The following is a 23,501-nucleotide window of genomic DNA, read 5'->3' as shown; positions in this document are numbered from 1 at the left end:
TATCGGGTATCCGGGCAACTCACCGGGTGGAATCCCGGTGAGTTGCCTTGCCGATTGGAATGATGAGGCAGTGGGCGCGCGACGGCCTGTAGGTAACAGGGTCCAGTCATCACCGGTACTGTCACACCTGCTGAGGGCCTTCCAACGGTACTGGAGCAGGCTGGGCAATCAGATGGCTGCAGCGATGGCCTTTTTCTCCATCCTGGCTATGGTTCCGGTGCTGATGTTCGTCTTTGCCGGAGTAGGCTTCGCCCTTACCGTGATCCGTCCCGACCTGCTGGGTGAGGTGCAGATCTTTGTCGTGGACAATCTGTCCGCGGGCCCGCTCCAAGACCAAGTGCTCATTCTGCTGTCGGCCTATCTGTTCGACTGGCGTCGTCTTGGTACGGTTGCCGCTATCGCCGGGCTGGCCATTGGGTCCACGTGGGTGGCCAATCTCAAGGGAGTGATCCGGGGGATGGTCCGCCCTGATTTTGATGAGGTTCATCTCAAGCATCACCCGGTGGTAGAGCAGATCATCAATTTTGGCCTGTTGTTGGTGATGGTGGTGCTGATGCTGGTCACCTTCGCTGCCAATGTCACCGGTACCTGGCTGTCCGGGACGATCGTGCGCCTGATGGGAGTGCAGAACCCGGAGATCTTCGCGGTACTCGTCGGGGCGGCCTCATTCGGGCTGGCATTGGCCACTTCTACCATGTTGTTCTGGCTGATGTACCGCTTTTTCCCGGTGGAAAAGCCGGAACATGTCCCGTTGCGGCGTGGGTCACTGGGAGCTGCGATCTGCTTCGTCCTGCTGCAGACCGGGGCATCGGCGGTCACCGGATTGTTCAGTCTCGGGCGAGCCGTTCAGGTGTTCGGACCGATCATCGTAGCCATGCTGTTTCTCGACCTTTTCGCGGCCGTCGCACTGTTCTGGGCAGCCTGGATCGCCACCTGGGATCAACCCGCCCTGTCAGGTTTCCTCAGCCCGGGGGATTCCATCCTGTTGCGCGACAGCGAATGAGGGGTGAGCGGCGCAGAGAGCCGCTCCTGCTGTCCTAGGCGCCGTCGCGGTGCTGTACTGCGGACTGCCTGATGGGTTTTCCACAGCAGTTGGTGGGGGGTTGTCAGGTGGGGTGTGGGTTGGGATGATGGTGGTGACGATGGTGTCGCCGCCCCCTTTTGGAGAGTGTTCATGAGATTCATGACCGCTGTGGTGTTGTTGGTTTTGTTGGTGCTGGTCGCTGGATGCAGCTCGAAGAAGGATGATGGTCCTCCGCCATGGTCACCGACTCCCCTGCCCTCGATGGCTACTGCTCCTGCGGCAACGCAGTCGTCGCCTAGTCAAGACGAACTGTTTGCTGAAGCAGAACGTGTGTTCAGACGCGCAGTGGAGATCTTGGATAGGTTCGAAGGCCAAGGTGATTTCTCCGGTTTCCCCACCGAAATGAACGAAGTCGCCATGGGCGAATACCTGGAGAATGCTCGAGCTGCCTACGAGTTCAGCGCCGAGAAGCAGTGGGTCGGGAAACCGGATGAGCACCCCATTATCAAAAGTGAACCCGCACCGGCATTGGCGGTCCATGGGTCGGTGATCGCCCTGCACGTGTGTACAGACTCACGACAAGCACCGCTGTACGACCAACAGGGAAACGTGGCCTCGCCAGGGCGGATCTTAGAGTCACGGTTCTACTTCAGCTATGACACAGACAAGCTACTGAAAATCTCCGTCGAGCAATACCGGGAGGTCGAATCATGCGCACTACTCGACTGAACCTGACCATCACGATGGCAGCAGCCATGCTCTTCGGGGCAGCAGTTCTGCCTGCGAAAGCCGATACAGACTGGGACAGAGGTCTCGGCTACGGACGCGGTAACATCACCACGTCCTCTTCTGGTGGTTCTGCTCGGGTGGGTGCTTCGGTTGGTGGTTCTACTGGTGGTGGGGTGGTGCCTGCCGCTAACGGGGAATACGTTAGTTATCCTGATGGGCCGGTCGGCGAGAACGCTCCGGCAGTACCCACCCAGATCTGCCGACTCGTGCATGCAGGAGAAATCGACTTCTCCAACGACCAAAAATCCATCACCGTCTGCTACGAACCCACCACTCTCACCACCCCAACTACCGACACACCCACCCCACCCACAACAGGTCTTTCACCCCACACAGCAGCAGCCTTTGCCCTCGCCCAACTCTCAGTCCCCGCCCCACAGCTGACATGGTCACCCGACCCAGCCAACAACGAATGGAACGCCTGGGCCATCGCACTACCCATCTGGGTCGACTTTCCTACCACTAACCCCATCACTACCACCACAACAGCCAGCGGAATCACCATCGACATGGCCGCCACCCAATCAGAAATCCACATCGACTGGGGAGACGCCACCACCTCCACCTGCACCCGATGGGGCCCCATGCCCCGCACCACCAAAATGGGCACCCAATCCCCCTGGTGCGGCCACACCTGGACACAACCCGCCACCTACACCGTCACCACCACATCCGCCTGGACAGTCACCTGGACAACCATGGGACAAACCGGCACCCTCCCCCTCACCTCCACCTCAACAACCACCATCGACATCGCAGAATTCCAAGCCATCGTCACCGGATAAAACCACAACCACCGAAATGGGTAAGAGGTCTAGAACCCACCCACATCAAGGAAGCTGTAGGCATTAGGGTTAGGTTGCGGAATCCATCGGTGTTCCTCGGCAGGTTTTCGAGGAGGCCGTTGATGTTTTCGGTGGGGTTGCTCAAGGACAACTTCGCTTATAGTGTTCCACGTCACTTCAACCATGTCGGCGCCCCTGGTGATTGAGGGGCAGTCAACAACGATCAGCTTCACCATCAGAGTGACCGCATCATGTGACAGCTTGTCTTCTACCTCCACACCCCATCGTAACCTTCACCTTGTTCCCGGAAAAAACGTATGACGGACCACCCTTACCCACGCGGAGAAGTGTGCATGAATCTCGTCGATTTACTGACAGCCAAAGTGAGCTGCGTTATACTTGCAGTGCAATTTACACAAACCATACTTTTGCTAGGAGCGAAGTGGACAAAGAATTAGAGCAGATGAGTTTGAAGGAATTGTGGCAACTGTTCCCTATATTCCTTGTGGAGCATAATAAGGAATGGGCAACCTGGTACTTAGAAGAGGAAAAAGCCATTTTGTCGTTAATACCAGAAAGATATATAACAAGAGTATCCCACATTGGAAGTACTGCCGTTCCATATATATGGGCAAAAGACATAGTAGACATACTGCTTGAAGTTCCTGAGCCAGAAGACTTGGAACAAGTGAAGGATTTTCTAATCAGAGACAGCTGGCTACGCATGAGTCAGAGTTTAGAACGAATTTCGCTAAACAAAGGGTACACGAAACAAGGTTTTGCGGATAGAGTATTTCATCTCCATATCAGAATCACAGGAGATAATGATGAACTTTACTTTAGAGACTACTTAATCGACAATATTGTCATTGCCGAAAAATACGAGGAATTAAAGTTGCATCTTTGGAATAAATTTGAACACGATAGAGACGGGTATACTAACGCGAAGAGTAGCTTTATTAAAATGTACACAGACATAGCCAAAGAAGAATACAAAGGGAGGTACTAATATCTTCAACCCGCCCGCTTTTAATCACCAAGAATTTATTTGAGCACCAACTGCTCCTGTCATCTTCCTAACCATCTCCCGGCCCAGCACACAATCGATGGAGCACATGAGTGAACAAGTTAGCTTCACCACGGCAGTTGCTTCGGTGGCCACAGCGCATCTGTCGCCAAAATCATCGTCAGATAGGTTAAAAATAGGAGACTGGGATGGAAACTTACTAACAACACCTTGCCGATACTTTTGACATGAGGCGCAGCAGGCAAAGGTGGCCCGTTCCCAGAAGAGAACGAGCCACCTGATAGGACCGATTTAGTGCCGAGTTGCGGCCACCGGCGCAGGCATGCCGATCTCTTCCGATAGTTCCACGAACCATGGCTGGGTGATGTCGAAGGGTTTATGTCCGGCAATCCGCGGAAAGGCAATGACCGACAATTTGTCGCCGTTCTCCTCGTCCATGCCGACCACACCGGGAGTCCCGGCCAAAGCAGCATCAACAGCCATCAGGCAGGTACGACCGATCAAATCCAAATCCTCGGCGTTGGAGGCCGCTGCCCTGGAATAGTAGCCCGATTTCTGCACCATGGTTTTCGCCGCACCAATGCGTGCAGAGAACTGCTTGCCGAACCAGGCACCCGGGTTGATCTTGTCGATCTGGACGTGTCCGAAGGCATCCCGCGGGATCTCCTCCCCGGCCTTCTCCATCTGCTCAACGATCTCCGCGACTCCGGCGCCCTCGGACAGGAAAATGTTGACATTGCCGACCTGATCCATCACCTTCGACAACCGCTCGGCCTCGGCCTCGATGTCGACCTGAACCTCCGGCAGATAAACGGCGTGTACGTCCCAAGCCTCCCGGGACAGTCCAATCTCCGGCAACCAGGCCTGCTCGGCCAGCCAGGCACGGTAGCGGCGAGTACTCTCGGCCGCTAGGTATCCGCAGTTGCGACCCATAATCTCGTGGATGATCAGCTCGCGGGGAACGGAATTGTGCTCGGCGATAACATTCTTAGCAAAATTGGCTGCATGGTCGGCGGCCGTCCAGGCGCCGAGCGACTGACGAATCGGCACGATGTCGTTGTCGATGGTCTTGGGCAGCCCGACGACGGTGAGATTGAAGCCATTGTTGGCCAGATAGGCAGCCAAATCGGCCGCGGTCGTGTTGGTGTCATCGCCACCGATGGTGTGTAGTACGTCGACGCCGTCAGCAACCAACTGCTTGGCAGCCACTTCGAGGGGATCTCGCCCCTCGGCGACTAGGCCTCGCTTAACACAGTCAGCAACATTAGTGAGCTTGACCCGAGAGTTCCCGATCGGGGAGCCGCCGAAGGCGTAGAGGCGGTCAGCGTGAGCTCGGACGTTACCGGTGACGGCGATGGAATCACCGGTTAGCAGACCTTCATAACCATGACGGTAAGCGATGATCTCGATCTGAGGCGCGATCTCGGTGTAACGCTGGATGAGACCGGCCACGGCAGAGGACAGACAAGGAGCAAAACCTCCGGCAGTGAGCAATCCGACCTTTTTGACCATGCGTGGATCCTTCCTGTGTGGCAATTATCCACAGCCTAGCCGCACCATACCGCGACACGTGACACACTAGTATGCGACACCATTGATGGAGACCCCATGCATCGTTCCCGCGGAGCCAGTCTCTCGGTGCTGTTTGCCGTGCTCATTCCCGCGTTGCTATTGTGCGTCGGCTTGGGCGTTGACGGCGCTGCGAAGGTGGCAGCCGCTCGCCGGGCAGAGGGGATGGCAGCGAGCGCCGCCCGTAGTGGTGTGGATGCCGCATCCGCGGAGCGCATCGCCTCGCGCCAGGAGGCCTCGCAGATCGCGGTCAGGGCAGCCGAGGAGAACCTTCGTGCCGCAGGTATAGAAGGCTCCGCCAGGGTAAGCGGCAACGATGTCTTGTTGGTCGACACCCGGATCAGCACGCCGACGGTATTCATGTCCCTGATCGGTATCGTCGAGGTGAGCGGGAAAGGTCATGCCGAGGTGTCCTTGCGCAAGCGGTGATCCCGTTTTGATCCCATCAGGGCATAGTCTTGGGCAATGGTCACCTTCATGGAACTGCACCCGGTTAATCCCCAACAGCGCAGCCTCGACCGTGCCGCGAAGATCCTGCGCGATGGGGGAGTGATCGCCTACCCGACCGACTCTGGTTACGCGTTGGGGTCACTGTTCGGTAACCACAGCGGAGCCGATCGGATCCGCGCCATCCGTAATCTCGACGAGCGGCACCACATGACGGTCGTGGTCTCCGAATTTGCCCAACTCGGCCAGTACGTTCACATGGATAATCGGGTTTTCCGCGCAGTGAAGGCTGCCACCCCCGGTGCATACACCTTCATTCTCCCGGCTACCCGCGAAGTACCGCGGGCGATGCAACATCCGAAGAAAAAAACCATCGGTGTACGGGTACCCGAGCACGTCACAACCTTGGCCCTGCTGGATACCTTGGGAGAGCCGCTGGTCTCCTCGACTCTCATCCTGCCAGGCAATCAGGAGCCGATGACCGACGGATGGGCGGTCAACGAGGAGCTTGGGCATCTGCTCGACGCGGTTCTCGATTCGGGCGATAGCGGCTCAACACCGACGACGGTCGTCGATCTGACGGGTGTGAAGCCAGAGATCGTCAGGCTCGGAGGCGGGGATCCGACCCTGTTCGAGGAATGATCCTCAGCCGACCATCGCGCGGCTATCCTGCGGGGCGGCAGCACCGATGAAAGCGGTCGGAGTGCCGATCTGTCCAACTTCCGCGACGACCACCGTCACATTGTCTTTGGTGCAGGGAAGCACCTCGTCGTGCAAGGCTTCGGCCAGTTCCGCCACAGGCAATTCGCTGGTGCACAGGGTCTCAAGCCTGGGGGCGGGAAGATAGCTCGACAACCCGTCGGAACACAGCAACCAGCGATCCCCGGGAATCATCTCAACCGGGAGAATTCGGATCGCTTCAAGATCGCGCCTGGATCCGGTGAGGCAGTGCATGAGCATGTTGCGCATGGGATGGTTGCGCAATTCCTCGGGGGAAATTTCGTTGCGCTCCAGCATCATCTGTACCCAGGACTGGTCGACCGAGATCTGTTCGAGGGCACCGTCATGCATCCGGTACGCGCGGGAATCCCCAACGTGTACCAGCCATCCCTGATCGCCGTCGACGATGAGCCCAGTCATCGTGGTAGCCATTCCCTTGCAGCAGGGATCCTTGACCATGCGTTCCGCGAGCTGCTGGTTTACCCACTGGACCCTGTCGGTCAGCACTTCGCGGGTCAACGAGTGCAGACCGTGCAGCGCATCGGCTAACGCGGTGACTGCGGTCATTGATGCGATGTCCCCGCAAGGGCTTCCCCCGACGCCGTCGGCTACGACGACAAGTTGGGAAGACATGTGACCGGAATCCTGGTTGTCACGGCGACGGGGCCCGACCACCGAGTACCCGGCGGCGTTGAGCGAGAGGTTCACGGATTGAGCCACTCGTCCACCCTAGTCCGTAGGAGCCCGTCAAGGGCAAGCGGTACCAATCGGTACTTGAGAGTTTCGCGCGATCACACCGTATAGCGCAAGAAGACGGCAAGCATTAAGGCTACTGCAAGGCCCACCACACCAAGGGTGATCCACCGTTGTGGATGTTCAGAGCGCCCACGCAACAACGGCCAAGTGATAGCCAAGGTTGTCGTTGCACCGACCAGCAGACCGCCGAGGTGCCCCCGCCAGGATATGGATGGGAACAGCACCGCTATCGCCACGTTGAGTCCCAGCAGCACCCACATTGAGGTCAGTGATCTGCCGGTTAGCCAGGCAAGCACCATGTATGCCCCGAACAGTCCGAAGATCGCCCCCGATGCACCCAAGGAAGACCCATACCAGCCCTCTTGATCGGCGAGTAGTACCTGGAAGATGGAGCCCCCCAGCCCGGACAGCAGGTAGACGAGAAGAAACCGCCGCGCGTGGAGGATGGGTTCTAAGTAGCGGCCCATCAGCCACAGAGTGAGCATGTTGAATCCGATATGGCTCAGCGATCCTGGGACGTGGGCGAAGGGAGCGGTGAAGAATCGCCACGGCTGAATGCCTGCCACGGCGGGGGTCATGACCACCCAGGAGGTGATAGCCGACACGAAGGTCTGCAACAACCACACGACAACGCAAATCCCCATCAGGGTAAAGGTCACCGGACAGTTGGAGGTCTGCAGAAATCCGGTCGCTAAAGATTCTGAAGGCTGAGCGAACCATCGTTCAGAATCGGATCCGCTGGATCGAGAGCCAGAGTGAGGGGCAGGCTGCCAGTCACGTGGACTTGGCGGAAGCCGCGAAGGCTGCGATCCCCAGCGAGGATTTCCCGAGGCATGCCACCCAACTGGACGGTTCGACGCGCTCGGCGGGATGCTCCGGCTGCCAACGTCGGGTTCCTTGGGAGCATCGTCGATGGAGTCGCGCAGATCCGGCGGAACGAAATCGGGCCAATTCCGTTCCTCATCGGATCCTGCAACACTCATGACAAGGATTCTATGTTCGTTGGCCGGACTCGGCAGGGCTTGCGGGCAACCCGCTACCTGCCCGCGCGCCCCGGGGAAGTTGAACCTGCACGACATAGTCTGGGGAAATGATCGAGTTCGAGTCGGTGTCCAAGATCTATCCCTCGGGGGCGATCGCGGTTGAGGAGTTCTCGTTGTTGATCCCATCCCACTCGGTGTGCACCTTGGTGGGTTCCTCAGGGTGCGGCAAGACCACTCTGCTGCGCATGGTGAACCGGATGGTTACCCCCAGCAGCGGCCGGGTGTTGATCGACAGCGAGGACATCGCCGCTGCCGATGCCGTCGAATTGCGACGCTCCATCGGTTATGTCCTGCAAAGCGGTGGGCTACTACCACACCGCACCATCTTGGACAATGTGATCACAGTCCCGGTGCTGAAAGGACGGAAGGGCTCGGCGACCAGGGCACATGGTTTGGAACTGCTCGAACTGGTGGGACTCGATCCTGCCATCGCCACCCGCTACCCAGCCCAGCTGTCGGGTGGGCAACAGCAGCGGGTGGGGGTTGCCCGAGCTCTGGCGGCCGATCCGAACATCCTGTTGATGGACGAACCCTTCGGGGCAGTCGACCCGATCATCCGCCGAGAACTCCAGACGGAGTTGACGCGGCTGCAGACCGAATTAGGAAAGACAATTGTCTTTGTCACCCACGACATCGACGAGGCTTTCCGACTTGGCGACCAAGTGGTGGTGCTGCGTAGCGGAGGCCACATCGCCCAACAAGGCACCCCGGAAGAAATTACCTCGGCTCCGGCCGATTCCTTCGTGTCGGATTTTGTCGGCGCAGACCTTGGCGGGCGGCGGCTGCACGCCATCACCGAATCCGACCGTACAGTCATCGTCGATGCGGACGGTAAACCACTCGGGGTGCTGAGATGACGTGGGTTCTCAATAATCTTGACCAGATCAGGACGCTATTAGCCGCCCATCTGCTGCTCTGCCTCCCGCCGATCGTCGTCTCCTTGCTGGCTGCCCTACCGATCGGCGTACTGACGGCACGCAGGCCCGGGATTGGACGATTCGTACGCACCGCCAGCAGCACCCTGTATGCGGTTCCCGCACTCCCGCTACTCATTGCGATTCCGCTGCTCTTCGGTTTCCCGTTGCGCTCTACCGCGACAGTGATCACCGCGCTGAGCATCTACGGGGTGGCACTGATGGTCGGCAGCACCGCAGATGCCTTCTCCTCGGTCGACCCAATGATCAGACAGGCCGCGGTGGCTGTGGGATACTCAAGAACGGCCCTGTTCTGGGCGGTAGACCTGCCGCTGGCCGGACCGGTATTGCTGGCCGGATTGCGCGTGGTGGCGGTGTCCACGGTCTCCTTGGTGACCATTGGGGCTCTGATCGGGGTCTCCGGGCTGGGCACCCTGCTCACCGATGGTTTCCAACGCGGCATCCTTGCCGAGGTGCTCACCGGGATCGCCGCTACGGTCGTGGTGGCGGTGGTGATCGACGGTCTGCTGTTGGCGATCGGGAGACTGCTCATGCCTTGGACCCTGAAGGACGTGGCGCGATGAAGATCCTCGGTCAGGCATTGCAGTGGTTGTCCGATCCTCAAGTGTGGGGCGGTGTAGAAGGCCTGTGGGCCCGGATCGGGGAACATCTGGGAGTCTCGGCGCTCACCGTGCTGTTGGCTGCGGTGATCGCTTGGCCACTCGGGGTGTGGATCGGTCACACAGGTCGCGGGGCAGGTATCGTCGGAGCGCTCACCGGGGCTGCCCGAGCCCTGCCGACCCTGGGGTTGCTGACGCTGTTCGGTCTGCTGCTGGGTATTGGGCTGGGGGCACCAGTGGTGGCATTGGTCATCCTGGCAATACCATCCCTGCTGGCCGGGGCGCACGCCGGGGTAAGTGCCGTTGATCGCACGGTGATTGACGCAGCCCGTTCCATCGGGATGAGCACACATCAGTTGGTCTGGGAGGTCGAGATCCCGTTGGCGGCCCCAGTGATCGTTGGGGGAGTGCGGACAGCCATGCTGCAGGTGATTTCCACCACCACGCTCGCCGCCTACACCGCAGATGTCGGGTTGGGACGTTATCTCTTCTCCGGACTCAAGACCAAGAACTACGCCATGATGATGGGTGCCAGCTTGGTGGTGGTCGTGTTGACCATACTGGCCGATTTAGGATTTTCCGTGGTGCAGCGTTGGCTTACCCGCCGCACTCACCAACTCAGCCGATGCCCAGCTGGTGAGTACTAGAGTGACCGGTCTCGGTGTCGGTGATCGTCACCTGCACGATGCCATGCGGGTCGATAACATAGGATTCTTCAATCAAGTGCCCCTCCTCGGTGCGCACCACCTCGATCCCAGACAGGTCAAGGTCAAGGGACTGGAGACGCTCCTCGAAGCCGAATCGCACATCGTTCATTGGGACAACATTCCCCGACGGGCGACCGTTGGCCAGCTCGGTGTACTCGACGAAGCGGTACCAACCCAAGTTGTGGGCTGCCCGGTACTGGCGTTGCACCCTAACCTCCATGGTGGAACTGAGCACTTGGGATCGATCGAAGATCGAGTCGAAGCTCTGCCCTTGGCCTCCGGCCACTTCACGAAATACCCCGAAGCCCCGCGACAGCCGGTCCGATAAGGTGAACTCGGAGGCTGGGTCGGCAGCGATAGCCAGCCCGATCGCGGTGGAAGCAGCCGGATAGGGGGAACGGTAGACCCGGCGACCGAAGTGCTCGCGCAGAGTCCGCGGCACCAGGGGCAATACCGAGGCACCGCCGACAAGATAAAATCCAGCGATCTCAGACAAGTCTGGTTCGCCTTGGTCAAGACCATCGACTAGATCACCCATGGCCGACAGAGTCTGGGCAACCAATGGAGCCGAGCGAGCATAGAAATCTGCCACCGGGACAGTCACCGAATGATCACCGACCTCCAGAAGAATTCGTCGCGACTGGGGCTGCAATTGTTCCTTGGCGGCCTGGGCTTGGGTCAGTAGGTCGAAATAGCCGTCCACTCCTAGCTCATCGGGAACGATGCCTGCAGTTTCGCAGGCCAGATCGGCGAGCACAATATCGAAATCGTCCCCGCCTAGGTGGTTTAACCCGACCGAGCCCAGCACTTGGTGAGAAGTGTCGATGATGGAGACCAAGGATGCGTCGAAGGTACCACCCCCCAAGTCGTAGACCAGTAGCCGACTCCGCTTGGCAGAGGGACTGGAGGTCAGCCGGTGGGTGTACTCGAAACCAGCAGCCGAGGGCTCGTTGAGCATACCGGTGACTGGGAAACCGGCGCGAGAGAAGGACTCCAAGGTCCAGAAGCGTTGAGCGCTGTTCGCATGAGCAGGTACGGCCACGACCACCGATTCGATCGGATCCCGGGCCAAGGCCTCGGCAATGGTGGAGGTGGTATGCAGGGCGGTGTATAGATCCTTGAGGAAGACGATCAGCACCTCGGACAACGCGATGTCTCGTTCCCCGATGCGCACTGTGGTGGATTCCGCTGCGACCGAATCGGCTAGTGCCCGCTTGACCGAGCGCAGTGCGGGGTATCCCTTCGCCCTGGCTGTGATGGCCGCAAAGCCACTGCGCAGTTGCCCGCCGACATCGGCGATCAGCGAGGGGAAATACTCGTGAAAGTCGCCGTCGTCGTCGGTGAAGGCCACCACGGGGTAGTTGCCGCGGTCGGCGTGGGCGACGACCGTGCGGGTTGTGCCGAAATCCATGCCCAGATGCATGGCGGCCAGCCTAGTTGGCGCACCGCCCGATGGCGTGGAGGTCCACATTGCATCAGAGGGTATTGCATTGGATCATCAGTGGGTGTTTCTGAGCATGCCGGGAACGGCGCCATAGCGCGCAACCCAGTTGGCTGGCAAGCTTGAGGTCCCCGTCCCCACACGAGCGCTCAGGCGATCACCATGTTCGAGGTCAGGGCGAGCAGCACACCACCGGCCATCGCCGAGGCCACCTGTCCCGCAGCGTTGGCGCCCATGGCGTGCATCAGGACGAAGTTGGAGTTGTCGGCCTTCGAAGCCTCCTGCTGCACCACCCGGGCGGCCATTGGGAAGGCCGAGATACCAGCTGCTCCGATCAGCGGATTGAATTTCCCGCCAGACAGCAGATTCATCAGCTTGCCAAAAAGCACACCGCAGACGGTGTCGAGGCAGAACGCCAGCAACCCGAGCAGCAAGATGAATAGCGTCTGCACCTGGATGAATTTGTCGCCAACCATGGTCGATCCGATTGCCAAACCTAGAAAGAGGGTGACGATGTTGTTCAACTCGTTCTGGGCGGCCCCGGTGAGTCGCTCCACCACCTTTGATTCGCGCATCAGGTTGCCGAGCATCAGGGTGCCGATCAGCGGTAGGGCGAAAGGAACCAACACCCCCACTACCACGGTGACGGCGATCGGGAAGATGATCCTGGTCTTCTGCGAGATCTCCCTGGAAGAATAGGGCATCTTGATGGCCCGCTCCTTGTGAGTGGTGAGTATTCGCATGATTGGCGGCATGATGATCGGCACCAGCGACATGTAGGAATAGGCTGCGACGGTGATCGGGCCCACCATCTCCGGGGCTAGCTTTCCGGACACGAAGATCGAAGTTGGGCCGTCGATGGCGCCTATGACACCGATCGATGCGGCCTCGTTGGGTGCGAAACCGAGCAGCAGGGCCAGAATCAGGGTGAGGAAGATGCCAAATTGACCAGCGGCACCCAGCAGCACCATCCTCGGGTTCTCCAGCAAAGGTCCGAAATCAGTCATTGCGCCGATGCCGATGAAGATGAGCAGTGGGAACAGTTCGTTGCCAACACCCATGTCGTAGAGCACTTGAAGCATGCCCGGGTTCCCGTCGCTAACCATCATGGTGGACAGCGGCATGTTCGCCAGGATGCATCCAGCGCCGATGGGCAACAGCAGCAGTGGTTCGTATTCCTTGGCGATAGCCAGCCAGATCAGCAGGCAACCCACCAGCATCATCACCAAGCCTTGCCAGGAAAGGTTCAGGACCCCGGCGAACAGGTTATTCAGGGTTTCGGCGTCCATCTCATGCCTTCTCGAAGCGCAGCAACAGTTGGCCGTACTTGACCTGGTCGCCAGAGGAAACATTCACCGAGGCCACCATGCCGGTCTGTGATGCATGCAGTTCGTTCTTCATCTTCATGGCCTCCAGCACCATGACGACATCGCCTTTGGTGACCTGGTCACCAGGGGTGACATTGATATCGAGGATCACCCCGGGCATCGGGGCAGTCATCGAATAAGCAAGATCGGTACCGCCGGTCACCGCTGGTGAGGGAGTGCGTGGTGTGGATTTCAGCTCCTGGGGAACCCGTGGGGCCCTGGCAGCCACCGGCGCGGTGACAGAAGCTGTGCGCCCAGCGCTCATCTGCGGGGTGATCTGTGCGTCAGCAGCGTCGCATTGTTCGTGGAGGGTTACCTCGACGAGTTTTCCGTCGATCTGCACCTGGAAATCGTTTGCTGAGATCTCCTCAATGTCGATCTCGTAGGGGTTGTCGTTGACGGAGAGCTGATAACGGCGCATGTCATCTCCTTGAGTTTTGCATCTGGGCCCCACGACCCATGGACACCCAGCGTGACGCCCACAGGCGCGATCCGGGGGAGTGGACGCGGTTGACCGCCGCACCTTGTTTGCGGCGCACATCGGCGTGCATCGCGACCGCCACCGAGATCGCCGCGATCTGTTCGGGTGTCAGCCCACTCGCATCGGCGATGGTCATCCACGCAGTGTCGGACGAACCAGATTCGGTCTCACCGGCCTCAATGGTTTCGGCGGCTCTGGGCCTGATTAACCTGGCCCTGCTCGGTCGATCCAGCAATCCCATGGCCATGAGCACGACCATCAGCACGAACAGCAGCACAAAGACCGTCCCCATGCCGAGGGCAAGCATCTCCAGACCCCATCCAAGATTGTTCATGCCGATCACACCGGGAATAATCCGTGCTTCTTGGGCACAGTATTGACGACCTTGGTCTGGAGCACCTCAAGAGCGCGGATGAGCCGAGGACGAGTCTCCCTGGGCTCGATCACCTCGTCGATCTGGCCAAGATCGGCTGCTCGGTAGGGATTGAAGAACCTCTCCCGGTACTCAGCGACGAACTCGGCTTCAGCGGCCTGCGGATCATTGGATGCCTTGATTGCCTTGCCGTGCAGCAGTTTCGCGGCACCGTCGGGGCCCATGACGGCAATCTGCGCCGAGGGCCAGGCAAAGGCGATGTCGGCGCCCATCTGTCTCGACCCCAGCGCCACATAGGAACCGCCAATCGCCTTGCGGGTAACGACGGTTATCTTCGGCACCGTCGACTGGCAGTAGGCGTAGATGATCTTCGCGCCATGACGGATGACCCCGTTGTACTCCTGCTCCACACCGGGCAGATACCCGGGGCAGTCGACGAAGGTGAGCACTGGTAGGGAATAGACATCACAGATGCGGATGAACCGCGAGATTTTGTCGGAAGAGTCGATGTCCAACACACCGGACATGACGGTCGGCTGGTTCGCCACCACACCCACCGGACGCCCGTCCAACCGAGCGAAGGCACAGATGACATTGGGCGCGAATGCGGCATGGACCTCCATGATCGAATCTGTGTCGAAAATGTCCTCCAAAACCCGGTGCATGTCATAGGCAATCCGGTCGTCGGTTGGAACCACCGTGTTCAATTCATCGGCCATGCGATCAGGAGAGTCGTCAGACACCAGGATCGGGGCATCCTCAGAGGTGTTCGCGGGCAAGTAGCTGAGCAGCAGCTTGGTCATTTCCAGGGCCTGAATCTCGGTTTTCGCCTCGAACTGGGCTACCCCGGAACGACCGGTGTGCACCGCGGCTCCGCCAAGTTCCTCGGCGGTGACCTGCTCACCAGTGACCGATTCCACGATCTCGGGCCCGGTGAGGAACATGTTCGAAGTCTGGTCGACCATGATCGTGAAATCGGTCAGTGCCGGAGAATAGACCGCCCCACCAGCACAGGGCCCCATGATGAGTGAGACTTGAGGTATGACCCCTGATGCCTCCACATTGCGTTGGAAGACCTCCCCGTAGGCGGCAAGCGATCGCACGCCCTCCTGGACACGGGCACCGCCGGAATCGTTGAGGCCGATGATCGGGATGCCCGATTCTAGGGCGAGATCCTGGAGTTTGTTGATCTTCTGAGCCTGCACCTGCGAGAAGGAGCCACCCAAGACGGTGAAATCTTGGGCATACACGGCCACCCGGCGCCCGTTGATCCTCCCGAATCCGGTGATCACCCCGTCACCTGGATAGCGTTTGCGGCCCATGCCGAAGTCAGTCACCTGATGGGTTGCCAAGGCGCCGAGTTCCTGGAAGGAACCCTCGTCGAGAAGAATTGACAACCGTTCTCGTGCCGTCATCTTCCCCTTGGCATGCTGGGCGTCGATTCGTGCCGTGCCTCCTCCTTGGAGGGCCTTGTCCCGCATCTCGCGCAGCTTTGCCAGGTTGTCAATCGACGATTGCTCTGGCGTCACGGTGCCAGTCATTGTCACCTCGCTGTAACGGTGGAAGGTTTTACTTGCTATGGAAATCGTCAGGGCCCCTGAAGGAGAGTGAGTTCGACCCTAGCAATCAGGACCTGCGGGAGGTAATGGTTCACAATGTGGTCCAAAAGTGGTACCTCATCGAGTGCCTGAGGTCCCCATGGTTGCCACAGCTTGCTCGTAGAACTCGACGAGGCGGCAGGTGGCAGAGATCCATGAATGCTTCTCAGCCTCTGCGCGGGCGGCTTGCCCCATGCGGGAACGTAGCCCAGGGTCATCAGCGAGTTCAGCGATCCTGCGGGAGAAGCCACCACGATCATGCGGGGTGACGAGAAAGCCTTCGATCCCGTCGTGGAACAAGTGGGGGATACCACCTGCATCGGCACCGACGACTGGCGTCCCGGAGGCCATTGCCTCCAACCCTGCTAGGCCTAGGGTCTCGGTCGTGGATGGGAAACAGAAGATGTCGGCCGCAGCATAGGCTGCGGCCAATTCCTCGCCGTGCAGGTAGCCGGTGAACACGGTATTGGTACCTGCATACAGCGAGGCCAGATGCTCGGCTGCAGGCCCGGAACCGACGAAGGCGAACCGCACCCCGGGCAGAGTACGCGCGGCCTCCAACAGATCGTCCAGATTCTTCTCGGGCGACAGCCGCCCGACGTAGACCGCCAGCGGAGCCTCAGGATGGCCGTTGGTGAGTAATGTGCGCATCCGGGTGGTATAGGCATCGGGTCGGAAGGCATGGGTATCAACGGCTTTGGGCCACAGGCTAACTCGTTGGATGCCCATCGAGTGAGCCCGCTCCACCATCTGCGGGGAGGTGCACAGGTTCACCTGCGCCATATTGTGCAAGGTAGTGACCCATCTGTCGGCAATCGGGGTGAGTGCTGACAAATGTAGGTCCGCGGTGTAGGCGGCAAGCTGGGTGTGCAGACTAGCCAGCAGGGGCAGTCGACGCCTGTGTGCGGCAAGCACGCCGTATCCGGTCAACCAAGCGGGATTCAATGCGTGCACCACGTCGGGTCGGAAGTGTTCCAAACGCCGACCGATCGCGGGAGTGGGCAGGGCAACGGTGATTTCTGGGTACCAAGGTCGAAAACTGACTCCACGGACCGCGACTACCTCAAAGCCTGCGTACTCGCATGGTGGCTTCCCAGGAGCGAACACCAGTGCCTCGTGACCGAGCCCGGCTAGCGCATCGAGGGTGCGCAACAGCCGGGTAACCACTCCGTCGATCTTCGGGGTGAAGACCTCTGTGAACAGTGCGATGCGCACGGTATCAATGGTCCTCCACCGATGCCGGAACCCCCGCCTGTTGGGCAGCCGTCCACACCGAACGTGCTGGAATCCGGGAGTGATCAGCCCGGTCGGCGTATTTGGCCGCGGTCTCGTTGATTTCCCGGAGCAGCCCCTCATTGAGGGTGATCGGTTCCAAGCCCAAACCCAGGAAGTTGTCGTTGTTCACAAGCAGTTCGTTCTCCTGGGCTTCCTTACGCGGATCGGGAACCATTTCGACGCTCGCCCCGGTGATTGAGGCCACCAGATTCGCCAGATCCCGCACCCGGTGAGTCTCGGTCATCTGGTTGAAGATCTTCACCCGTTCCCCGACCTGCGGCGGGTTGTCCAGAGCAATCGCCACGCAACGCACCATGTCCTGGATGTGTATGAAGGCCCGGGTCTGTCCGCCGGTACCATGCACGGTCAGCGGGTATCCCACTGCGGCTTGCATCAGAAAGCGGTTGAGCACCGTGCCGTAGTCACCGTCATAGTCGAAGCGGTTGATCAGCCGCTCGTCGAGATTGGTCTGGATCGTATTAGTGCCCCAAACGATTCCCTGGTGCAGGTCAGTGATGCGCAGTTCGTCGTTTTTGGCATAATAAGCGAACATTGACTGATCCAAAACTTTGGTCATGTGGTAAATCGACCCCGGATTGGTGGGGTAGAGGATCTCGGTCTCGACCACCGCATCGGTGGTAACAGGGATCCGCACTTCAAGATAACCCTCGGGGATCGCCATTCCGGCTGTTCCATAACCATAGACCCCCATGGTGCCAAGATGCACTAAGTGGATGTCCTGGCCTGAGTCCACGATGGCACACAGTACGTTATGAGTGGCGTTAACGTTGTTGTCGATGGTGTAACGCTTGTGCTTCGCCGATTTCATCGAATAGGGAGCGGCTCGCTGTTCGGCGTAGTGGACGATGGCATCGGGGCGTACCTCGTCGAGCAGTTCCTTCAGCCCTTGGTAGTCTTGAGCGACGTCAAGTTCGACGACATCAATTTGCTTGCCGGAGAGCTCCTTCCAGGCAGCACGACGTTCGACCATGGAACGGATCGGGGTCAACGACTGCGCTCCCAGTTCCTCGTCAATGCGTCGACGCGAGAAATTGTCGACGATCGTCACCGCATCGCCCCGATCCGACAAGTGCAGCGACGCCGGCCAGCCGCAGAAACCGTCGCCACCGAGAACCAGAACCTTCATCAACATCTCCATGTCACGTTGCTGCGCCCGGCGATGGACGCAGGGCCAGCGTAGCGGGAAAACCAGGTGTAACCATCATGGACAGGCTCACCCACCAGACGTGGAGGCCGAATCCGTCTGCTTCGGGCTCGGACCGTGACCACAGTCGGATCGTTGTGTGCGTGACGATAGCCTGTCACCGGTGGCTTGGCGATGTGCCCGGACCGGATGGTGCGATGCGTAAGGAGAGCAACCGATGATCCCAGAAGAAACACTGGAGTTGCGCTGGGTCGCTACGCGCCACAAGGAGATGGATCTTGTGCCGAACCACGCAGCTGCAGGACAGGACTGGTCGGTGAGACCGGGGCGGGGGAGTAGAAATACCATGACTACGTCTGGACGTTCGATGAACACACCACGCCACATCATTAGTAACAGAGCCTGGGAGATCTTCCCAGATTTTGCCCCTAAAAAACGATCCGGCTCAGGCTTGGTGTGGATGATCTTCAACGACTCCCATTGGGATTTAGACTGGTCAAATTCCGACGTACTCATCGAATCTGTCGACCTGCTGTGCTGGTTGACCAACGAGGAAGTCGAGGTGCTTCGGTTGGGATGACGTCGCCTTCATTTGGAAGCAGATGAGAACCAACTGTCAGAATCAACCTGATGTGCACTGCCTCACCGAGATCCTGCGAGTCTGTGTGTGGAACGCGGCCCCGGCTGTGGCCTTCAAGGCAGAGGCGATCGTCGCCCGAGGATTCCATCGCTTATCTGGGCACCAGCAGGCACCACGGACAGGTCTTTGACATGGCCTAGACGAGCCGATAGACCGCCGAGCTGTTGAGCGGCTACCACTACGATCTTTGCCCGTAAGGCCTCGACATTGCCGACTACCAGAGTCTGTGATTGGCGCGTATCTGAGGCCAACGAAGTTTCCAATTGGGCTGGGTCCGCGTATCAATGAACAACGTGACCGGATTACCCATGTATGGACCCCAGCGGTCACACTGGCGGGTAGTCATCAGGGGTTGCCCGGATCATCACGGTCGAGTCCTTTGAGAAACTCCTCGACTTCGGCACCAATCTCTTCGGGACTGGGGATCGCGGGTCGCGGATTGATGGCCCGCTCCGACATCCAGTGGTCGTACTGTTGTTCCAGCTGGGTGACTACGGCTTTGACGTCCTCGGAATCGCGCACCTGGGCCTCGGTCAACTCATGGATCTGCCGGGACTGCTGCATCAACGCATCCCCTGCGGGAAGATTCAAGCCGCTCACCGGGCGGATCTTCTCCAACAAGGCCATTGCCGCCTGCGGGTAGGGGCTCTCCGACAGGTAATGCGGCACATGCGCAACCAGTCCGATGACATCCTTACCGCGCTCGGTGAGCCGGATCGATAGCATGGCTGTGAAGGTGGAACCCATCTTGAACGCTCCGGGAATACCGTCCACCTCGGTCAACAGGCTCGGGTCAGATGCATAGCCAGAAACGAAAACCGGGCGGGTGTGCGGCGCCGGGGCAGGCATTGATTGCAAGAACACGGCCCGGTTGGCGCCCAGATCGTTCATCACCTTGTCGATGGTCCGCGCCAGGCGCTCCCACTGGTACGCCGGCTCTGGCCCGCTCAACAGGACGAAGCGTCGTCCGTCGGAATCCCGTACTTCGTGCAAGGTCATCTCCGGCGGCTCGTACTGGCGGAAATGGTCGTGGTCGAAGATCACCGGGGGACGGCTGCCCGCGTAGTCGACCAGTTGATCGACGTCGAAACTGCCGATCCGGTGATTGGTGAAACCCTCCAGCAGCCGCTTGTTGATCAGCTGTTGCGCTTGACCGGCATCACCGTATCCGGCCATGGTGATCACCAAGGTTGGTTTCTCGTCCTGTGGGTCCTCGTCACTGTTGCCCGGGTACTGCGTCGGTTTGAAAAGGGAGTCGGAATCGAACACTGTCATCACCTCCGGATGGTTTCACCCGCTCAACGGGGATCCGTTGTCTATTATTCCGTGTGTGGGCGATCCGGTTCGATATCTCGACTGGTGAGTAGCAGGATCGAGATGAACCGACCCACCCGCGCCAGGCTGCCAACAGGAATGAGGAGCGTTGTGGATGTCGAATCGATCGCAGCCGAAGCTGTCCGGATTACCCGAGAGTTGATCCGCTTCGACACCTCGAACCACGGACACGACCACCCTGGCCAGGACACCCAGGCCGCCGGTTACGTCATTGATCTGCTGCGCGGGGTGGGCCTCGAGCCTCAGGTCTTCGAACCGGACCCCGGCAGGGTCTCGGTCATCGTACGCATTTCCGGAGCGGACCACCAGCGTGATGGCCTGGTACTGCACGGCCACTTGGACGTCGTTCCGGCTGTCGCCCAGGAATGGACCCATGACCCATTCAGTGGTGAGATCCACGACGGACAGATCTGGGGCAGGGGAGCGGTGGACATGAAATCCATGGACGCCATGATCCTGGCCAATCTGCTGCACATCGCCCGGGAGAAGATCGTCCCACCCCGCGACATTGTCTTCGCCTTCTTCGCCGACGAGGAACAGGGTGGCACCTGGGGAGCAGCGTGGTGCGTGGAGAACCATCCGGAACTGTTTGCCGGATGCACCGAGGCGATCTCCGAAGTCGGTGGCTACTCGATTACCCTGCCCACCCGGGACGGAAACGGCAGCCGACGTGCTTACTTACTGCAAACCGCCGAACGTGGTTTCGCCTGGGCCCGACTGCGGGCCACGGGACGTCCCGGGCACGGTTCCCTGCCCAACAACGCCAATGCGATCGTGCGGCTGGCCGAGGCGATCACCCGGATCAACGATCACGAATGGGACCGGGAATTCGTCGCCAGCGTGGATGCCTTGTTCAGCGGCATCCATCGGATCACCGGAATCGATGCCCACACCGACCTGCCCACCGTGCTCGATATGATGCCCGGCGCTCGGAGCTTCGTCGAGGGTTCACTTCGCGACACCGTCAACCTGACAAGACTTGATGCTGGATTCAAGAACAATGTGGTGCCCGCCGAAGCTATGGCCCACATCGACTGCCGATTCCTGCCTGGGCACCGGGATGCGATGATGCGCACTGTGCGGGAACTGGCCGGAGAACACGTCGAGGTGATCGTGGACCAGCAAGTCGATCCCCTCGACTCACCCCGACAAGTTCCGCTGGTGGCTGCGATGGCCGAGGCCATCGCAGCCGAGGACCCGGGCGCCGAACTATTGCCGTACTGCCTGTCAGCCTCCACCGACAACAAACACCTGGCTCGGCTCGGAATCGCCGGCTACGGATTCGCCCCATTACAGCTGCCCCCAGACCTCGCCTTCGCCGAGCTCTTCCACGGCATCGACGAACGGGTGCCGGTCACCGCAGTGGAGTTCGGTACTCGAGTACTGCACCGGTTGCTGTCGATCTGCTGAGCCCACAACCGCGGCCACGGGAATTCAAGGAGAAACCATGAAGGAGACACGATGACCGACACTCTTCCAATCATCGATTTCAGTGGCGCCGATGAGAGAGCACTTACCGACGCTCTGCGCCCCGACAACGCTGTGGTCCGCAATTCCAAGGGGGAGTGGATACTTCTGCGCCACCGAGACGTAGTCGCAGCAGCAACCGATGACATCACCTTCTCCAGCGCGGTGTCCGCCCACCAGCAGATTCCCAACGGTCTTGATGGGGAGAAGCACACTGCCGCCCGTGCGTTGATCGACGCCTACCTGTCCGCGGATGCCCTAGCACCGCATGCAGCGTCCTTCGAGAAGATCGCCCACGACATGGTGGCCTCACTGCCGAAGGGCGAACCTTTTGATGCGGTGAATGAGCTAGGAGCGCATTTCGCAGTGCGGGCAATGACCGCGTGGCTGGGTTGGCCACAGGAAATGGAGCCACGCCTGCTCGACTGGGTGCAGGAGAACAACGACGCCACCCGTTCCGGCGACCGGAAACGCACGGCTCAGGTGGCCGCCGACTTTGATGCGATGATCCGTGAGGTACTGGAGCCCAGGATGACCGGCTCCGGCCACAACGATGTCACCGCACAACTCGTCGCCGATCGCAGCCTGGGTAGGGAACTTAGCGAGACTGAGCTCGTGTCAATCCTGCGCAACTGGACCGGGGGAGATCTCAGTTCAATGGCGTTGTGCGTGGGGTGCGTCGTCGATTTCCTGGCCCGTGCCCCGCACATCCAAGAGCGCCTGCGCTCCAAAGATGCGAGCGACGAGGAGATCGACGCCATCATTGATGAAATCTTGCGCATCGACGATCCGTTCGTCACCAACCGCAGACGAACCACCTGCCCGGTGAACCTCGACGGCATCGAGATTGGGACCGGGGAGATCGTGCGACTCAACTGGACCTCGGCGAACCGGGACGAACAGCGTTTCGGTGATCCGGCTGCTTTCGATCCCGAGAAGAACCGCCCGCACAATCTGGTCTACGGCATCGGTCGTCACGCTTGCCCGGGACGGCTGCTGTCCACCATGGAGCTGAGGGCCGTCGTGAAAGCCCTGATGAATGACAGATCCACACTGTCCATTGCCCCAAAGATGACTGGGGAACGGGAGATCTCACCGGTCGGCGGATACCGCCAGGTATGGGTGGTGCTGGGCTGAGCTGTCGTCATGCTCAATTTTTGTCGATGCGCAGCCTCAGCCTCAGAAGGGCCAGGCACAGCGCATCGGCCCGTCGACGCCACGCTCAATGTAGTACTCGAAACCCAGCAGGGCCTCAAATGCCGGGGACGGCAGGGAGGCCAGCATGGATGCGTCGTTCTGTGATGCGTGGGCCCGCAACGCCTGACGCTTGCGGTCGGTGAGGTCACGCACATCCACCTGCCAGGTGATCTCTGCTTCCGGCGTGCCGACCGGCAGCCCGTCGTCGCCCAGCCACTGCTCGCCCTCGGGCACATCCATCAACTCATTGATCAAATCTGATGCGATGGCGTCGGTGTTGTGCGTCGACTCCAGCACCCGCGGAGTGCGCCGGGCCAGCTCTGCGGCCCGGTAGGTGACGGCATGCACCTTGACGTGGTCGGGGTGTCCGTAGGAACCATGCCAGTCGTAGCCAACGAGTACATCGGCCTGCTCATCGTCGAGGAGCACGGCCAGTCGGCGAGCCGCCTCGTCCACTTCGGCCAGATGGAAGGAGTCCGGATCCTCGTTCTGCGACCAGCCGGTCATCCCGGAATCACGAAAACCCAGGAAAACCACCCGAGTGGTGCCCACCACCTCGGCCGCGGCCAGCGCCTCGGTCTGACGACGCTGCTCGACGGTCTCGATCTCACCCAGATCAGTCGGCACATTGCCGTGGGCACCGTCGGTGGCGTAGACCACAACCACCCGATGACCAGCAGCTACGGCTTTCATCATGGTTCCTGAGGTCGAGGATGCCTCGTCGTCGGGATGGGCATGGAAGAAGATGATGGTCGACACGG

At 59.8% G+C, this 23,501-nt stretch carries 25 protein-coding genes; 13 read left to right on the top strand and 12 right to left on the bottom strand.

All coding sequences use genetic code 11. The annotated features are described in order from the left end of the window. Positions 1-37 precede the first annotated feature (37 nt). The 4 genes from HMPREF1531_RS10550 (at position 38) to HMPREF1531_RS10535 (ending at position 3,607) form a co-directional block, all read left to right on the top strand. Positions 38-1,003 (top strand): YihY/virulence factor BrkB family protein, encoded by a 966-nt coding sequence (locus tag HMPREF1531_RS10550; RefSeq protein ID WP_156860253.1) that lies wholly within the window; start codon positions 38-40, stop codon positions 1,001-1,003. A 171-nt stretch (positions 1,004-1,174) separates the two neighbouring features. Continuing rightward, positions 1,175-1,753 carry a hypothetical protein gene (locus tag HMPREF1531_RS10545; RefSeq protein WP_016669945.1) on the top strand — a complete coding sequence of 193 codons (579 nt, stop codon included), beginning with the start codon at positions 1,175-1,177 and terminating at the stop codon, positions 1,751-1,753. Then, entirely contained in the window at positions 1,735-2,598 is an 864-nt protein-coding gene (locus HMPREF1531_RS13055; protein WP_016669944.1) for a hypothetical protein, read from the top strand. Before HMPREF1531_RS10545 ends, HMPREF1531_RS13055 begins: the two co-directional genes overlap by 19 nt. Positions 2,599-3,040: 442 nt before the next feature. After that, positions 3,041-3,607: a GrpB family protein gene (locus HMPREF1531_RS10535; RefSeq protein WP_016669943.1), complete on the top strand. Its 567-nt coding sequence runs from the start codon at positions 3,041-3,043 to the stop codon at positions 3,605-3,607. A gap of 309 nt (positions 3,608-3,916) precedes the next feature. Here HMPREF1531_RS10535 and HMPREF1531_RS10530 read toward each other — a convergent pair whose 3' ends face one another. Continuing rightward, entirely contained in the window at positions 3,917-5,137 is a 1,221-nt protein-coding gene (locus tag HMPREF1531_RS10530) for a pyrophosphate--fructose-6-phosphate 1-phosphotransferase (RefSeq protein WP_016669942.1), read from the bottom strand. A 96-nt stretch (positions 5,138-5,233) separates the two neighbouring features. Between HMPREF1531_RS10530 and HMPREF1531_RS10525 the strand changes: the two genes are divergently transcribed. Beyond that, positions 5,234-5,623: a hypothetical protein gene (locus HMPREF1531_RS10525; RefSeq protein WP_016669941.1), complete on the top strand. Its 390-nt coding sequence runs from the start codon at positions 5,234-5,236 to the stop codon at positions 5,621-5,623. Positions 5,624-5,659: 36 nt separating this feature from the next. Beyond that, the gene (locus tag HMPREF1531_RS10520) at positions 5,660-6,283 is read left to right on the top strand and encodes an L-threonylcarbamoyladenylate synthase (protein WP_016669940.1); all 624 of its coding nucleotides are present in this window, start codon (positions 5,660-5,662) and stop codon (positions 6,281-6,283) included. 3 nt (positions 6,284-6,286) lie between these two features. Here HMPREF1531_RS10520 and HMPREF1531_RS10515 read toward each other — a convergent pair whose 3' ends face one another. Further along, positions 6,287-7,081, bottom strand: a complete 795-nt coding sequence (locus tag HMPREF1531_RS10515) for a PP2C family protein-serine/threonine phosphatase (RefSeq protein WP_016669939.1) — start codon at positions 7,079-7,081, stop codon at positions 6,287-6,289. A 71-nt stretch (positions 7,082-7,152) separates the two neighbouring features. Next, positions 7,153-7,776, bottom strand: coding sequence for a rhomboid family intramembrane serine protease (locus HMPREF1531_RS13975; protein ID WP_198011041.1), 624 nt, complete (start codon positions 7,774-7,776; stop codon positions 7,153-7,155). A gap of 431 nt (positions 7,777-8,207) precedes the next feature. On the opposite strand from HMPREF1531_RS13975, the gene HMPREF1531_RS10505 reads away from it, so the two are divergent. Genes HMPREF1531_RS10505 through HMPREF1531_RS10495 form a run of 3 tightly spaced genes read left to right on the top strand, consistent with a single transcriptional unit; the run spans position 8,208 to position 10,341 of the window. After that, the gene (locus tag HMPREF1531_RS10505) at positions 8,208-9,017 is read left to right on the top strand and encodes an ABC transporter ATP-binding protein (protein ID WP_016669937.1); all 810 of its coding nucleotides are present in this window, start codon (positions 8,208-8,210) and stop codon (positions 9,015-9,017) included. After that, the gene (locus tag HMPREF1531_RS10500; protein ID WP_016669936.1) at positions 9,014-9,658 is read left to right on the top strand and encodes an ABC transporter permease; all 645 of its coding nucleotides are present in this window, start codon (positions 9,014-9,016) and stop codon (positions 9,656-9,658) included. The genes HMPREF1531_RS10505 and HMPREF1531_RS10500 overlap by 4 nt, the downstream gene beginning before the upstream one ends. After that, the gene (locus HMPREF1531_RS10495) at positions 9,655-10,341 is read left to right on the top strand and encodes an ABC transporter permease (RefSeq protein WP_016669935.1); all 687 of its coding nucleotides are present in this window, start codon (positions 9,655-9,657) and stop codon (positions 10,339-10,341) included. The genes HMPREF1531_RS10500 and HMPREF1531_RS10495 overlap by 4 nt, the downstream gene beginning before the upstream one ends. Here HMPREF1531_RS10495 and HMPREF1531_RS10490 read toward each other — a convergent pair. The 7 genes from HMPREF1531_RS10490 to HMPREF1531_RS10460 all read right to left on the bottom strand — a co-directional run bounded on the left by HMPREF1531_RS10490 (position 10,313) and on the right by HMPREF1531_RS10460 (position 18,083). After that, a complete protein-coding gene (locus HMPREF1531_RS10490) occupies positions 10,313-11,824 on the bottom strand; it encodes an Hsp70 family protein (protein ID WP_016669934.1) in 1,512 nt (503 codons plus the stop codon). The two genes, HMPREF1531_RS10495 and HMPREF1531_RS10490, sit on opposite strands and share 29 nt — an antisense overlap. A 167-nt stretch (positions 11,825-11,991) precedes the next feature. Then, a complete protein-coding gene (locus HMPREF1531_RS10485; protein WP_016669933.1) occupies positions 11,992-13,131 on the bottom strand; it encodes a sodium ion-translocating decarboxylase subunit beta in 1,140 nt (379 codons plus the stop codon). A gap of 1 nt (position 13,132) precedes the next feature. Continuing rightward, the gene (locus HMPREF1531_RS10480) at positions 13,133-13,630 is read right to left on the bottom strand and encodes a biotin/lipoyl-containing protein (protein WP_016669932.1); all 498 of its coding nucleotides are present in this window, start codon (positions 13,628-13,630) and stop codon (positions 13,133-13,135) included. Position 13,631: 1 nt separating this feature from the next. Next, positions 13,632-14,024, bottom strand: coding sequence for an OadG family transporter subunit (locus tag HMPREF1531_RS10475; RefSeq protein WP_016669931.1), 393 nt, complete (start codon positions 14,022-14,024; stop codon positions 13,632-13,634). 5 nt (positions 14,025-14,029) lie between these two features. After that, positions 14,030-15,604 carry an acyl-CoA carboxylase subunit beta gene (locus HMPREF1531_RS10470; protein WP_016669930.1) on the bottom strand — a complete coding sequence of 525 codons (1,575 nt, stop codon included), beginning with the start codon at positions 15,602-15,604 and terminating at the stop codon, positions 14,030-14,032. A gap of 135 nt (positions 15,605-15,739) precedes the next feature. Continuing rightward, the gene (locus tag HMPREF1531_RS10465; protein ID WP_016669929.1) at positions 15,740-16,876 is read right to left on the bottom strand and encodes a glycosyltransferase family 4 protein; all 1,137 of its coding nucleotides are present in this window, start codon (positions 16,874-16,876) and stop codon (positions 15,740-15,742) included. Positions 16,877-16,880: 4 nt separating this feature from the next. Then, positions 16,881-18,083, bottom strand: a complete 1,203-nt coding sequence (locus HMPREF1531_RS10460) for an NAD-dependent epimerase/dehydratase family protein (protein WP_016669928.1) — start codon at positions 18,081-18,083, stop codon at positions 16,881-16,883. Positions 18,084-18,468: 385 nt separating this feature from the next. Between HMPREF1531_RS10460 and HMPREF1531_RS13730 the strand changes: the two genes are divergently transcribed. After that, positions 18,469-18,681 carry a hypothetical protein gene (locus tag HMPREF1531_RS13730; RefSeq protein WP_156860252.1) on the top strand — a complete coding sequence of 71 codons (213 nt, stop codon included), beginning with the start codon at positions 18,469-18,471 and terminating at the stop codon, positions 18,679-18,681. A gap of 22 nt (positions 18,682-18,703) precedes the next feature. Beyond that, complete coding sequence (locus HMPREF1531_RS13970) at positions 18,704-18,871, top strand: hypothetical protein (RefSeq protein ID WP_198011040.1); 168 nt, start codon at positions 18,704-18,706, stop codon at positions 18,869-18,871. Between the two features lie 215 nt (positions 18,872-19,086). Here the strand turns inward: HMPREF1531_RS13970 and HMPREF1531_RS10455 are convergent, their stop codons facing one another. Further along, a complete protein-coding gene (locus HMPREF1531_RS10455; protein ID WP_051123378.1) occupies positions 19,087-20,016 on the bottom strand; it encodes a proteasome assembly chaperone family protein in 930 nt (309 codons plus the stop codon). A 102-nt stretch (positions 20,017-20,118) separates the two neighbouring features. On the opposite strand from HMPREF1531_RS10455, the gene HMPREF1531_RS10450 reads away from it, so the two are divergent. Next, entirely contained in the window at positions 20,119-21,486 is a 1,368-nt protein-coding gene (locus tag HMPREF1531_RS10450) for a M20/M25/M40 family metallo-hydrolase (RefSeq protein ID WP_232210241.1), read from the top strand. A 51-nt stretch (positions 21,487-21,537) separates the two neighbouring features. Continuing rightward, complete coding sequence (locus HMPREF1531_RS10445) at positions 21,538-22,680, top strand: cytochrome P450 (RefSeq protein ID WP_016669924.1); 1,143 nt, start codon at positions 21,538-21,540, stop codon at positions 22,678-22,680. Between the two features lie 42 nt (positions 22,681-22,722). On the opposite strand, the gene HMPREF1531_RS10440 is transcribed toward HMPREF1531_RS10445, so the two are convergent. Next, complete coding sequence (locus HMPREF1531_RS10440) at positions 22,723-23,499, bottom strand: PIG-L deacetylase family protein (protein WP_036897749.1); 777 nt, start codon at positions 23,497-23,499, stop codon at positions 22,723-22,725. Positions 23,500-23,501: the final 2 nt, after the last annotated feature.

The organism is Propionibacterium sp. oral taxon 192 str. F0372 (assembly GCF_000413315.1).
Classification (GTDB): domain Bacteria; phylum Actinomycetota; class Actinomycetes; order Propionibacteriales; family Propionibacteriaceae; genus Brooklawnia.
Note: the sequence above shows the minus strand (reverse complement) of the source record. Positions and strands in the feature narration are given on the sequence as shown.